This is a genomic window from Sphingomonas sp. (assembly GCF_019746665.1).
In the GTDB taxonomy this organism is placed as follows: Bacteria; Pseudomonadota; Alphaproteobacteria; order Sphingomonadales; family Sphingomonadaceae; genus Sphingomonas.
Window position 1 is genome coordinate 1 of sequence record NZ_JAIERS010000001.1, and the last position, 13724, is coordinate 13724.

The following is a 13724-nucleotide window of genomic DNA, read 5'->3' on the forward strand; positions in this document are numbered from 1 at the left end:
TAGTCGTATGCTCAGTCATATGGCTCACTCTTATCTAAGAGCGAGACCCTGTCAGGTCATTTCGGGGGCCAACTCAATTCGCGGGCTCCATGCGATCGCCGTTCGGCAGTAGATCGCCGCGACTGACGCGCGCGCATAGCCAGGTTGTGAACTGACTTTTGCCCTCTCCCGGGTTGCCATCGAGCAGCGCCAGCGTCCGAAAGCTCAGAAACGGGAACCACAGCCATTCAAGCTTCTCATCGGGGATATCCGCGAAGCTCAACATCTCGGGGATCGGCTTTGCAGGATAGCGCGACATGCTCCGCGCGATTTGGCGCACTTCGCGATCAGGCAGGGGCTTTTCGGACATGGTCCGGTTAAGCACCTTCAGCGTTTCAAGGAGCGCTTGGTGAGGCACGCCCTTGGCGTGGAGATACCCCGCGAACCGGGTCAGGGTATCGTTGCGCAGCCCTACGGGAATTGGCCCGTCTGCCGCCTCTTGGGGTAGCTGGTCACGCCGCTCGGTAATGTCGGCGATGCTCTCAGGCAGATCGGCGATCGGGACATCCTCCCAAACCGCATAGATCGCGCCTGAGGCGTGGCGTGAACCCGGCCCGACCACATACGCGTTGGCTCCACTTTTGATGTCCAGCTTGGCGCGCACGCCGTTCCGGGCGGGCATTTCGCCCCGATAATAGAAGTGGAAGCCACGCGCCGTTTTCACGGTGAACGTTGGCGGCGGGTTGAACCCACGGCGAAAAGCGCGAATGGCATCCTTACTGTCGCAATCGATCACCGCCAGTCCCTCGGTCGCAACTGCATAGTTCATGTCCGGCTGCTTTCGGTGCCATCGCCTGATCGTTTTGATCTGGGTGGTTGCACCCTTCACACCGTGGACAACCAGCTCGCTTATCGGGTGCTTACCGGGACTGCTGCATGGATTGTCCCCGCAAGTGCATCGGCCATCAACGACGCCGTGAATTGGCAGGACAGGAAAACCCTGCCCTGCGAACCACTCCATCATCGCCAGCATGGTAGCGCCCCGATCGAGGCGGACGCGAATAGGGCCAGTTGCTGCCCGCCTCATTGCTCGTCTCCTTCCCAATGCGGGCGCACCCGATCGGGCAGCGGCGCGGCCTCGATTTCCTGCTTGGTGGCCGCCCCGATGCGTTTGCCGCTCCCTGCGTCGAACAGAAAGACCCGAACCCAGCTCTCACCGGTAAACAGGTCGGTATATTCGCATCTGACGAGGCGCTTCATGAAGCATCTCGCTCAGCTGCGAGCTTCGCGATGTGCTCATGGATTTCTGAAGCTAGCCAAGCGACCGAATGCGCGCCGATACGGACCCGCTTGGGAAACTGGCCAGCCGCTTCGAGGCGAAGCAACGTCGATGGGGATAGATTGAGGCCGAGGCGCGGAAGGTCCTGGCGCGTCAGCAATATCTTGTTGGGTGGTGGTGCCGTCATCTCGAATGTCCTTTCGTTGTCGTGATCGACGGCAACGAAATATTCCCAGACGACGAAGAGACTCCACGACTGCCGTGAAGCACAACAACGGGAAATCCGGTGGAATGTTTTAGAGGTGCCAGTCCGGGTCCTTGACGCACATCTGGATCAGTCGGACCAACTGCTCGTCTATGCCGGTGATTTCCGCGTAGATGTGGCGAATAGCTTCGGGGAACGGATCGACCCGGCGCTTGGTGTTCTCGTCGTCGAGCTTGGCATAAACCCCTTGTTTGGGCGTCAGCCTGGGAAGGTGCTTTCGGACCGCGCCATAAATCTCCATGAAAATGTAGAAGCGGAGTTCCTGGTTGGTTGCAGCATCCCCCTTCTGCTCACCCTTAAGATTGCGAACGAGGCGCGATGAAAAGGCGATCACCGCGTCCAGATCGGCACGCATCCGCTCGCGATCGGGGAACATGTCGAATTCATGCTCATACGGCCATGTCGAGAACCATGCCTTTTGATCATCCGCCAGCGCCGCCAGTAGCTTCTGGGCCGGATTGACCACATTAACCTGCATCCACTCGGCGCGCTGCGTCAGCGTCTTGTTGAACGGGCTGCCCACCAAATCGGTCGGCGTCGTTTCGATGATGCGGCGATAGCGGGCGCCTATCTCCAGCAAGTCGGCGCGAAGCGCGGTTAGCGCCGCCTCGTCGGACACGCCCGATTTGTCGCGGAACGCCGCCATCCATGCGTCATCGAATTGCGCCAGCTTCTTCAAGGCCGCCTCCCGAGGCTAGTTGAAACCTGCGATGTTCTGGACGTCAGCCTTGTTCGGCAAGCTGTTTCAAGCGCTCGCCCCATTGCTCTAGCGCCTCAATTTTCTCATCATCATAGCCATAGCGATTATAGACCGCCGCGACCCCTGAGATGGTGCCGGAAATGTGATTGAGCACACGCTCGACCACGTGAGGCGGCACCCGAAGCCGCGCCATGCCCGATGCCGCCGTTCGCCTCAGGTCGTGCAATCGCCAGCCGGACGTCTGCGAGCCTTCCGACAAGCGCCGCAACATCTTCGAAAAGCCGCTGACGGGCGAATTGCGGGTGGTGGTGAAAACATAATCGCAGTCGAGGAAGCGCGGCACCTCGTCCAATACCTGAAGCGCAAAGTCGCTAAGCGGCACGACGTGCGGCTTGCCGTTCTTTGATCGCTCGGCGGGGATGACCCACTGTTTGGCCTCTAGATCGACCTCGCTCCAGCGCATTTCAGCCAATTCGCCCCTGCGTTGGGCAGTCGCGAGAAGGATCGGCACGAATTGGCGAAAGGGATAGACATCGTTGCGACAGGCACGCAGCAGCCGGACGATCTCGTCATCCGTCAATACGCGGTCGCGCGACTCTTCCTTGGTAGGTGCCTTCAGGCCAGTAATCGGACTAGAGTCGACGATGCCGCGCTCGACACACCAGTTGAACAGCTTGCGGATGTTCGCAAGGATGCGATTGGCCTGATAGGCTGATCCGCGCGCGACAGCGGCGTCCATGATTTCGAGCACGTCGAACCGCTTGATCTCACGGATATCGCGCTGCCCAAAGGTGCCGACGAACTCGCGTTCCAAGATACGTTCGGCTTCGCGCCAGCTCTTGTTGCGTGCCTGCGCATGAAGGCGGATGAATTCCCGGCACACGGGTTCAACCTTCATGTTGGGCGTGCGTCGGCGTTTGGTCGGGTCGATTCCTTCCTCAACCTGGCGCAGCCATTCATTGGTCTTCTCGCGCGCCGTAGCGAGTGACATGCGCGGATAGACACCAAGCTTCGGGTGCTTCTGCTTCAGGCCGTAGCGAAACTTTGCATAAAACGTCTTGCGACCGGAAGGCGATACGCGAAGCTGCAAGCCCGGGCAGCGAAGATCATTTACATCGTACCGCTTCGGGCCGGGCTTCAATGCCTCGATGGTCTTGTCGGTAAGGGCTTTTTGCATGGGTCATCCTTTCGAATGACACGTCAATAATCACGGAAATCGCCGAACCTCAAAGAAATTCCCATGATGTGAAGGACCTGCATCGGAAAGGTGCAGCACAATGCAATCTGGCATGATGCCGATGACCGGGGGGTGCTTTAGACCGACGTCCTACGTCGATCCCCGCACCAGATCGCGCGGTACTGAGTCTGGATTTTTCGGTCTCACGCGAAGGCGTGTCGGGTATTAGCCGCGAACGCTTGCCTTTAACGCAACCCGCCCGGCGCGGTCTTGGACGACGTTGATCAATGCCGCGACACGTTCGTAGTCATCCAATCCCGGAACGATTAGATCGCGCTCAACTGCATCGCGCACGGCTCCGGCCAATTGCGCCGCCCGCCTTTTGACGAACGGCGCTGCCACGCCGGCATCCGCCGCGAAACGTTCGAAATGCCTCGCCTCCAGTTCCTCTAATGTCCTCGCGCCGCCGAAGGTCATCGCAAAGCGGGGGGACAATTCAGGCCACATCACCGTGCCGACCAGATCATAGAGCGGCGCGAGGACGATGGGATTGCCGCGCCCTTCCTGCCGCAACAGGCTGAAATTCTTCGCATGGGCGTCGGCATTGCCGATGATGACGTTGAAGATCGCCGCGTCGACGAGCTTCAGAACGTCGAGAGCGGGGCGCGTTGCCGCTTCGCGCAGCAGGGCGAAGCAGTCGCGAAACACCGGCCCACCTTCTGCCGCATATTTCCGGTTCGATGGAACGCCCAGCGCTTGCGCGAAATCCTCCTGGTGCAAGCGCTCAACCCGATCACCTCCAGATGTGCGATCGTAGCGGGTGACAAGCAGATAGGGCCGCCCATCGATTTGCCGCCAGGCCGCCTCCACCGCATCAAGGCCAACCGCTCGCGCCAGCGCCAGGCAATAGGCTTCGTTCGCGGCCAGGCCCGCAAAGCGATCCGGCTCAGGCTTGATCAGATGGGTGGAAGGTTGGCCGGGCAAGGGAACAGCGATCTTGCCACCGACCAGCACGACAGGCAGCTTGGATTGCGCACCGGCAAGGCTGAGACGTGCGCCCCCTTCCCCAGCGAGCATAGGGACGCGCGGCAACCGGTCGAGGAGTTCGGCTAGCGCCGCGTCGCCCAGCGCCTCCGGGTCGCTTGTTGCGCGCTGTGGCGGATGCTCACCTTCAGGCAGGAATGCCAGGGCACCAGCAACATCGCCGCCGAGCGCCGCCAGCAAACGGAACGGGTTATCTGGCGAAACGCCCAAGGCGCGAGCGATCGCTGTCCGCTGCCCTTCCTCAGGAAGCAGACCGCCAAAGACCGCTTTGCAGATCGCATCATCATAGTCGGCTTCGCGCTTGGGCATTGCTCGGGACAATGCCGGCGCGTCCGAGTCGGCCAGCCACGCTACCGCATAGGCGAAATGCATTGCGCCGCCGCGATCGATCGAAAGTATGCCCGCGAGCCGCTCTCCCCACCAGACGCCTAGGCTATCGAGGACCGGCTCGCTCATTGCGGTCGGCTGATGTCGATTGAGCATCCGAGCGCCGACAGCACCGCGAGAACCCGGCCAATTTGAACCGTTGGCTTGCCACGCTCCAGTTCAACGATGAAGCGAACGCCGACCCCGCTTGCAGCGGCAAGCTCGGCCTGCCGCAGGCCCAGCGCCTTGCGCTCCTCGCGGACGATATTTCCGATGGCAGTCGCATCAAGCATCATGATATTCCCGAACGGGATATTACGCACAATTTTGCGGCGATACAACGATTATATTCCCGATCGGTAAATCCAACGCCATTGCCTATCAAAAAAGCAGAAGACGTTACCGATCGGGAATTTTCCTGACAGCTTCCGATCCGATCGTTATGCAGCTCGTGCTCGACCAGCGGGCACACCACGCCACTGCCGCCTCCCGGCTCTGATACCCAAAAAATCGACAATCTTCCCAGCGGGTATCGAGGGGGTCGCGGGCGCCTGAGATTGCACGACGGAGCGTGAGGCAGCCTGCGGGGCGCTGCACAATCAAAGAAACAATTATTCAAACGTCTATTGACAGTATGAAGCGACTTGGTTAGAAATAAAAAGACCTAATATCAAACTCTTAATCAGCGGGTCCTAGGTTCGAGCCCTAGTGCGTCCACCATTTTTTAAAGGTTAAACGCGGTTTGGCGCCGTCGGTTCTCGGCGGGGACGCGATAGGGATCCAGAGATCAGCCGCGTTAGGGACAAAAGCCCATGCGACGGTGGCAGGCATCTTGTCCCGTCAGGCCATCGCATCTCGGGGAGAACGACCGGTCGTCAACCGGGTGCCTCCCGGTAACCTGCCAGGTAGAGGGCGCCGTCCAGGGGATCGCCGAGGGGCGGGCAGAGCCGGTCGACCGTTCGCGCACGTAGCCAGGGCCGCATCCGCGGCGCGAGACCGCCCGCCAGCGCGCAGCGGGAGGCGCCGCGATCGAAAATCGTCTCGATGAAGCGCTCGATATGCTGCGCCGCGTCTTCGACGATCGAGCGCGCGATCTCATCATTGGCTTCGGCATAATCCATCACCAAGGGCGCGAAGCTCGCATAATCGCGTGGCGTCGCCTGATCCATCCAAGCGACGGCACGCGCGGTTTCATGCCCGAAGCGCGCGGTTACCGCGCTGCTGAGCGGCGTCGGCTTGGTTCGTCCGTCGAGCGCACGCAGCGCGTGGCGCATCGCGCTCAGCCCCAGCGCGGCGCCACTGCCCTCGTCGGAAATCGGAAAGCCATAGCCGCCGATCGCGAAATTGCGCCCTTCATGCTGAATCTGGGCGATGGACCCGGTGCCGATGATCAGGATCGCGCCATCCGCGCCGCGATGTGCGCCCAGATTGGCGATCACCGCATCGGTTTCGTAGCGGACACTGGCGAAGCCGAAATCGAGTTCGGCGAGTTGATCGATGATGCCGGGGCGGGATATACCCGCGATGCCCATTCCCGCGCGTATCCCGGCGAGGGCTGTCGCGTCGAGCCCTGCCGCGCGCACAGCTTGGTCGATCGCCTCGCCAAGCGTGGCGCGCAGGCTCGCCATGCCAACCCGCGCGTTGGCGGGGCCGGTAGTACCTGTTCCCACGATCTTGCCTTGCGCGTCGATCAGGCGGCTGCGGCAATGGCTGCCCCCGGCATCGATCCCCAGGAAATATGCCATGCGCGCCTCCCAATGGCTGGACTATAACTGGTAAGCTTGTGGTATGTCGAGCATCGGCTAGGCGCGGATCAGCCAGCCGCGACGCTGGAGCAGACGGGTGAGCATGGTGGCGATGCCGCCCAACGCCAGCGCCGCCAGCAAGGCGGCGAGCGCCGGCGGCACCGGCAAGCGCAGCGCGGCGGCGAGCGCGTGATGCCACAGCGTGTCCCCGCCAATCGTGCGCAGCAACAGCGCGATCAGCAGCATATGAACGACAAACAGCGTCAACGCGACGCGGCCGAGCCAGGCGAATGGCGCCAGCGCCCGAGGTGGCATCAGCTGCCCCGCGGCGAGCACCAGCAGGGTGATCCCTCCGGTCAGCAGCGCGAAACCGGGCGTCCAGAGCGGCTTGCCGAGCGGCGCGAGCGCGGCGGCGGGGATGTGCAGCGCGATCAACGCGAGGCCGGCCAGTGCCAGGCGCAAGGCACGGCTGCCCTGGCGGCTCCACCGATAGGCGGACAGGCCGATCAAGGCGCTGCCGGTCGCCGAAAGCGTCGAGAGCACCCCTTCCGGATCCCAGCCCGGGCGATGCAGCCGCCCGGGCAGCTGGCGGTCGAGCCAGCCGGCAAGGCCCTCCCCCGGCCCGATTCCGGTCACGCCCAGCGGATCCGGCGCGAACAGCAAGAACTGGTGACCGACGAGCAACACCGCCGCCGCCACCGCCGGCGCAAGCGCGCCCGAGCTTTGCCGGCAGATCAGGAAGGCGAGCAGATAGACGATCCCGATGCGTTGCAGCACGCCCGGCAAGCGCAGCGCGTGCGGATCAAGGCTTGGCCGCAACAGCCAGCCAAGCACCACCCCGATGGCAATCAACACTAATGCTCGCCGCAGCGCCGGTCCGATCGACGCGTTCCGCCGGCCCGTGATCGCTAGCGTGCAGCCGACGATTACCAGGAACATCGGAAACACCAGATCGGCGAAATGTACGCCCGTCCACCCGGCATGGACGAGCTGGCGATAGGCGATCTCCTCCTGTGGCTGGAGATTGACCAGGATCATGCCGGCCACCGCGAACCCGCGCACCGCATCGAGCGCGACGTCGCGCCCGCTACCCGCCGCCCGGTGCCGCGCGATCAATGCCCGTCCGGCCCGTTGAGCTCGGAGACGAAATCATAGCGGTCGCCACGATAGGCCGAGCGCGTGAATTCCACCGCGCGGCCATTGGCAAGGCGGGTAAGGCGTTCGATCCGCAGGATTTCGGCCTTTTCCTCGATGCACAATATCGCCGCCTCGGTTGGCGTCGCGAGCGAAGCGCGAATCTTCTGCCGGCCCGAAACCGGCCGCGCGCCATTTTCCTGGAGCGCGGCGTAAAGGGAGTCCCCCAGTCGATCGAGATCGGGCAGGAACTCCGCGGGCACGACGGCATGTTCGATCGCCAGCGGCTCCCCGCCCGACAGGCGGACGCGGCCCAGCCGCACGACCTGCGCGGAGGGCACGATGCCGAGCGCCCCCGCCTCCTCTTCGGTCGGGTTGGCATAGGCCTTGATCATCCAGATCACGCCCGGCTGCTCGCCGCGCCGGCGGGCATCGTCGCTGAACCCGCTCAGCGCCGAATTGGGCGCCTCGATCCGGCGCACGAAGGTGCCCGAGCCTTGCTTGCGGAACAGCAGGCCTTCCTCGATCAGCTGTTCGATGCCCTTGCGCACGGTGACGCGCGACATGCCGGTCATCTCGCTCAGATCCCGCTCCGATGGGAGCGCGCTGCCGGGATGAATTTCGCCCCGCGCGATGTGATCGCGCAGGTTTCGGGCGAATTGCAGGTAGAGCGGGGTCGCATCGTCCTTGCTGACGCTCAGCTTGTCACGCATCGCTCGCCTCCGATCGCCCCAGCATCGCGAGCGCGCGACCCAGATCGTCATCAGCCGCGCGCAGCAGCGCGGTGGCACGCTCGGGCGGGGCGCCAGCGGCGATGAGGATCGCGGGCGCGATCTGGCGCCCCGCCGCCTCCAGCGCTTGGGCGGCGCACGCCGCGTCCACGCCGGTCACGTCGCGCACGATCCGCCGCCCGCGATCGAGCAGCTTGTCGTTGGCGACGCGCATCCGCACCATCAGCCCGCGATAAACGAGCCCCGAGCGCAGCATGATCGCGGTCGACAGCAGGTTGAGCATCGCCTTTTGTGCGGTGCCCGCTTTCATCCGGGTCGATCCGGCGACGATTTCGCTACCGGTCGCCGCCAGCAGCGCGTGATCGGCGGCGGCGAGCAGCGGGGTGTCGGGGTTGTTGGCGATGGCGATGGTGAGCGCCCCGGCCGCGCGGGCCGCCTGAACCGCCGCCAGCGTATAGGGCGTGCGCCCGCTCGCCGCGACCGCCACCAGCACGTCGCGCGCGCCAAGCCCGGCCGCTGCCACCGCGCTTTCAGCCGCCGCCGCGTCGTCCTCCGCCCCTTCCGCGCTGTGCAACAGCGCGTCGTTGCCGCCCGCGAGCATCAGCACCAGCCGCTCGGCGGGCCAGCCATAGGTCGGTCCAAGCTCGATCCCGTCCTGCACCGCGAGCCGTCCCGAGGTGCCGGCGCCGGCATAGACCAGTCGGCCATCGGGCCGCAGCCGAAGCGCCGCGACATCGGCGGCGGCGGCGATCGCGGGCACCGCGGGCTGCACGGCGGCGATCGCGGCGAGCTGGCCTTCCAGCATCGCCTCGATCGCGGTTTCGGTCGGCCAGGCGTCGATCTCGACGAACCTTGGGTCAACGGCTTCGGTACGCATCACCAACCTTTCAGGGCTATGCCCGGGCCATCGCCGGCTGCGCGCGCGCCGCCTTGCCAGAGGGCACGGCGCACACGATCATCGCGACAAGGGTGCCGAGACAGAGCTGATAGGGAAAGGAAAGGGCCGCCAGCACGGGCGGCAAGCCGATCGCGCGCGCGATCACCGGCTGCAACAGCAGCACCGCGACAAACCCGGCGAGCAGCGCCGCGACCACCGATCCGCTCGTGCCACGATCGGTGAACAGCGCCGTAAAATAGACGCCCAACAGCCCAGCATAAGCGAACACCATCACCTGCAGCGCGAATTCGAGCAGCGGCATATCACTCGTCTGCTGCCAATAATAAGACAGCACGGCCATCGCGAACATGGCGACACCCACCCCGCCCATGCCGAGCCGCCCGGCGATCACATAATGGTGCTCGCCCGCCCCGTCCCGCGCCTCGCGCCAGGGGCGGTAAAAGTCCTGGACCAGTACCGACGACATGGCGTTCAGTGCCGAATTGGTCGTCGCGACCGCCGCCGCCGTCACCCCCACCGTCACCAGCCCGCGCAGGCCTGGTGGCACTTCGGTGAGGATGAAGTGCATGAAGATGTTGATCTTCTGCCCCGCGAATTGCTGCGCCACCTGCGGCACCTGCCCCCCCATCAGATCGGGCCGCTGGTAGAAGACATAGAGCAGCACCCCGATCGTCACGAAGATCGTCACCACCGGCACCGTCGCCAGCACCGACAGATACAGCCCCCGCGCCCCGGTCTTGGCGTCGCGGCAGGCGAGCAGTCGCTGGGTGGTATCCTGGTCGAGCCCGGCATTGCCGATGTAAAGCAGCGCCACCCCGGTCATGATCGCGAGCAAGGTGAACGGCTTGGCGGGCTCGAGCGACAGATCGATCAGCCGCAGCTTGTCGACGCCGCCGGGCGCGTGGGAAAGCCCGGCGATCAGTTGGGCATCGCTCGCCGGGATCGACAGGCGCAGAAACACCAGCACGCCGATCGCCGCGCCCAGGTAGATCACGAACTGCACCAGATCGTTCCACAGCACCGATTTCAGGCCGCCGACGAAAGTGAACAGGAAGCTGACCAGCAGCAGCGCCCCCGAGGCGAAGACGATGCCCGCGGTATCGACCCGCCCGCTCACCACCATCGCCAGCGCGATCGCCGCAAGATAGACCCGCGCCCCGCCCGCCAGCACACGCCCGAGCAGGAACATGCCCCCCGCCCAGCGCGTCGCCCGCGCGCTGAAGCGCAGGGTCAGCAACTCGTAAACGGTCGTCGCTTCCAGCGCGTAGAAGCGCGGGATCAGCACCCGGGCGACGAACACCGCGCCGACGAGCCCGCCCAGATTGCTCGCGACATAGGTATAGTCGCCGCGATAGCCGTAATCCGGCCCACCCAGGAACGTCGCCGCCGATTGCGTCGCCGACAGCACCGATACCGCCGCGAGCCAGGCCGGCACCGTGCCGCCGGCCAGGAAGTAATCGCGCGATGTCTCGGTATGGCGCGGCATGAACCACCAGCCGCCGGCGATCACGACCAGCAGATAGGCCGCGATCACCATCCAGTCGGCGGCGGTGAACATCAGAAGCGCGTCGTCAGCGACAAGCCATAGGTGCGTCCCAGCACCTCATAGGTATCGGGGAAGGTGTTGAACACACCGCCGGCGACGAACGGCGGGCTCTTGTCGAACAGATTGTAGATGCCGCCGCTCATCGTCAGCCAGTTGGTGAGCTTGTACGATCCGCTTAGGTCGAAAATGTCTTGGGCGGGCAGGATGCCGATCTGGTTCGGGGCGCTGTTGCGCACCTCGCCGATGCGCTGCCAGTTGAACTGCACCTGGCCCTTGGCGAAATCCCAGGTGACCGAGGCATCGTGACGATAATCAGGCTGCACCAGGGTCGTCGCGTCGCTCGAACAGGTCGCGCCATAGGTACCCTTGCACTGGATGGGCGCGACCGTGGGGTTCGACTGGATCACATAGCTGGTGACAATGTTGGCCTGGTAGGAGAAGCGCAACCCGCGGCCGGGCAGCCATGGCGCCTGGAGCGTATAGTTGGCGGCGATGTCGATGCCCTGCTGGTCGATCCGGCCGAGATTCTGGTTGTTGACGAACGCATCCTGGAAGCGCCCGTTGGCCGCGCGCGTCACCAGCCCGCACAAGGGGTTATCGGGGCGCGGATCGGTGATGTAGCAGCTGGTGATCGAATTGATCGGCTGGATCACCCCGATCGCGCCGCGCAGGTCGAGCTCGTAAAAGTCGACCGTGATCGACAGTCGCGGCAGGAAGCGCGGCGTGAACACCACGCCCCCGGTATAGGTCATGCCATATTCGGGCTGAATATTGGGGTTGCCGCCGAAGAAATAGCCGCCTTGCAGGTAAGCGGGATCGAACGAATTGGCCGATCCCACTGCCGGGGCATTGAAGCGGCGGCACTGATCGGCATTGCCGGTGCCGAGCACGCACGGATCGCCGCCATAGCGCGGCGTCAACCGCGGCACGGTGATCAGGCTGCTGAACGGCAGCGACGAGGTAGCGGCGGCGAACTCGCCGAAATTGGGGGTGCGGATCACCCGCTGGATGGTCCCGCGCATCCGAAGATCGGAATTGACCGCCCAGTTCGCCTCCGCCTTCCACGTGTCGCGCGTGCCGAAGCGGTCATAGCTGGAGGTGCGATAGGCGCCGCCAATGTCGAGCTGCTTGATCAGGAAGGTGTCGTGGATCACCGGAATCAGCAATTCGCCATAGAATTCGCGCACGTCGAAGCTGCTGTCGAACCCGGCCTGCGTCCCTTGGCGGAAGGTGTTGCCGGTGAGCAGCGCGGTATCCTGGATGATCCGCCCGGTCTCACGCCGATATTCGACACCGGCGGCGAAGCCGATCGGGCCGGCGGGCAGGCTGAAGAAGTCGGCGGTGGTACCGCTCACCGTGCCGAGCACCACCAGCTGGTCGCGCTGGCGGTTGAAGCCGTTGATGGTCGTGCCGAGCGCGGCCGCGAGCCCTGGCTGGTTCGGCCCGAAGATGTTCACCCGGTTGACGACCGAGGCGAAGTTATTCAGCCCCGCCGGGCTCGTGACCAAGCCGTCGCCGGTGATCGGCGACAATTCGGTCGAGCGGCCATATTGGCCATAGACGTTCCATTTGATGTTATCGGTCACGCCGCCGCGCAGGCCGAGCTGGAACTGGGCGGTGTTGCGTTCGGTGTTGTAGGTGATCAGCCCAAGCTCGGCGAGCGAGCGCACCACCCCCACCTGCGCGGCACCGTTGACGAAGGTCAGCTGGCCGCGAATTTGGTCGGTCAGGAACGCATTGTTCTGGGCGATCGACACCGTCTGGTTGATCGCCGGCGGGTTCGGACCCGGCGTGCCCGATTCCTGGCTGCGGACATTGGTATACATCGCCCGGCCGTAGATCTCGATCGCGGGGGTGATCTCGTAACGCGCGATCGCCGCGAAGTTATAGCGCTCGAGCGGCACGATGATGGGATAGGTGCCGCTGATGTTCGAGGTCGCGGCCGGCGTGGTGGTGAACTGGCCGGCATCGGTGAAACCGAAGCGGCGGCCGCTCGCGATATCGGTGAACACGCCCCCGATGCTGGGGATGGTGAGGTTGGGCGTCGTCGCCCAGTCGCGATCGGCGACGCGCACCTGCTCGCGCTTGGTATAGTCGGCGGCGATCACCAGATGGCCGCGCTTGTCGGCGAAATCGGTGCCGAACATCACCGATCCGCCATATTGCTGCCCGCCCCGCTCCGAGAAACGGCCGGTGACCGAGGCGGTTAGACCCTTGAAGTCATCGTTGAGGATGAAATTGACGACGCCCGCCACCGCATCGGCGCCGTAGACCGCCGCCGCGCCACCCGTGAGCACATCCACCCGCTTCAAGAGCGAGGCGGGGATGGCGTTGATGTCGACCGAATTGCGGAAGCTGAACGGCACCGCACGGCTGCCGTCGATCAGGACCAGCGAGCGGCTCTGGCCGAAGTTGCGCAGATCGAGCACCTGCGCGCCGAACGCGTCGCTTCCCTGCGACGCCTGGCGCACGCCGCCCGCGAGCTGCGGCAAGCGGATCGAGAAATCCTCGACCGTCAGTGCCGATTGCAGCTTGATGTCTTCCTGCGTGGTGGAGGCGATCGCGCTGGTCGAGGTGAGGCCGGTGCGGGGGATGCGCGAGCCGGTGACGACGACATCGGGGGCCGCCGCGTCGCCCGCGGCGCTGCCAGCCGCCTGATCGGACGCGTTGCCCGGCGCCTGTGCCCAGGCCGGCGCCGCCGCGCAGCCCAGGATCATCGCCAACGCCTTGCCGGCCACTCCGGCGCGAAGCCCGCCCAGTTTCATCGTTCCCCTCCTTCACCGCGCAGCTTTTGCGCTACCTTTATAATACCAACATGCCATTTGAGCATACCGGTTGTAAAGCCGGTTTTGTTTCGGTG

At 64.3% G+C, this 13724-nt stretch carries 13 protein-coding genes; all 13 read right to left on the bottom strand.

Annotated features, from left to right (window positions below):
- Positions 1-73 precede the first annotated feature (73 nt).
- The 13 genes from K2X73_RS00005 to K2X73_RS00065 all read right to left on the bottom strand — a co-directional run bounded on the left by K2X73_RS00005 (position 74) and on the right by K2X73_RS00065 (position 13629).
- A complete protein-coding gene (locus K2X73_RS00005; protein WP_294107340.1) occupies positions 74-1012 on the bottom strand; it encodes a bifunctional DNA primase/polymerase in 939 nt (312 codons plus the stop codon).
- 50 nt (positions 1013-1062) lie between these two features.
- A complete protein-coding gene (locus K2X73_RS00010) occupies positions 1063-1239 on the bottom strand; it encodes a hypothetical protein (protein ID WP_294107342.1) in 177 nt (58 codons plus the stop codon).
- Entirely contained in the window at positions 1236-1445 is a 210-nt protein-coding gene (locus K2X73_RS00015) for an AlpA family phage regulatory protein (protein WP_294107343.1), read from the bottom strand. Before K2X73_RS00015 ends, K2X73_RS00010 begins: the two co-directional genes overlap by 4 nt.
- Before the next feature lie 109 nt (positions 1446-1554).
- Positions 1555-2202, bottom strand: a complete 648-nt coding sequence (locus K2X73_RS00020) for a hypothetical protein (RefSeq protein WP_294107345.1) — start codon at positions 2200-2202, stop codon at positions 1555-1557.
- A gap of 43 nt (positions 2203-2245) precedes the next feature.
- Complete coding sequence (locus K2X73_RS00025; protein ID WP_294107347.1) at positions 2246-3400, bottom strand: site-specific integrase; 1155 nt, start codon at positions 3398-3400, stop codon at positions 2246-2248.
- A 225-nt stretch (positions 3401-3625) separates the two neighbouring features.
- Complete coding sequence (locus tag K2X73_RS00030; RefSeq protein ID WP_294107349.1) at positions 3626-4900, bottom strand: type II toxin-antitoxin system HipA family toxin; 1275 nt, start codon at positions 4898-4900, stop codon at positions 3626-3628.
- Positions 4897-5103 carry a helix-turn-helix transcriptional regulator gene (locus tag K2X73_RS00035; protein WP_294107666.1) on the bottom strand — a complete coding sequence of 69 codons (207 nt, stop codon included), beginning with the start codon at positions 5101-5103 and terminating at the stop codon, positions 4897-4899. The genes K2X73_RS00030 and K2X73_RS00035 overlap by 4 nt, the downstream gene beginning before the upstream one ends.
- A gap of 582 nt (positions 5104-5685) precedes the next feature.
- Positions 5686-6555, bottom strand: coding sequence for a BadF/BadG/BcrA/BcrD ATPase family protein (locus tag K2X73_RS00040; protein ID WP_294107351.1), 870 nt, complete (start codon positions 6553-6555; stop codon positions 5686-5688).
- A 57-nt stretch (positions 6556-6612) separates the two neighbouring features.
- Positions 6613-7671 (bottom strand): heparan-alpha-glucosaminide N-acetyltransferase domain-containing protein, encoded by a 1059-nt coding sequence (locus K2X73_RS00045; RefSeq protein ID WP_294107353.1) that lies wholly within the window; start codon positions 7669-7671, stop codon positions 6613-6615.
- A complete protein-coding gene (locus K2X73_RS00050; RefSeq protein WP_294107356.1) occupies positions 7668-8402 on the bottom strand; it encodes a GntR family transcriptional regulator in 735 nt (244 codons plus the stop codon). Before K2X73_RS00050 ends, K2X73_RS00045 begins: the two co-directional genes overlap by 4 nt.
- A complete protein-coding gene (locus K2X73_RS00055; protein ID WP_294107358.1) occupies positions 8395-9297 on the bottom strand; it encodes an N-acetylmuramic acid 6-phosphate etherase in 903 nt (300 codons plus the stop codon). Before K2X73_RS00055 ends, K2X73_RS00050 begins: the two co-directional genes overlap by 8 nt.
- A gap of 16 nt (positions 9298-9313) precedes the next feature.
- A complete protein-coding gene (locus K2X73_RS00060) occupies positions 9314-10876 on the bottom strand; it encodes a sodium:solute symporter (RefSeq protein ID WP_294107360.1) in 1563 nt (520 codons plus the stop codon).
- Positions 10876-13629 carry a TonB-dependent receptor gene (locus tag K2X73_RS00065; RefSeq protein ID WP_294107361.1) on the bottom strand — a complete coding sequence of 918 codons (2754 nt, stop codon included), beginning with the start codon at positions 13627-13629 and terminating at the stop codon, positions 10876-10878. Before K2X73_RS00065 ends, K2X73_RS00060 begins: the two co-directional genes overlap by 1 nt.
- Between the last annotated feature and the right edge of the window lie 95 nt (positions 13630-13724).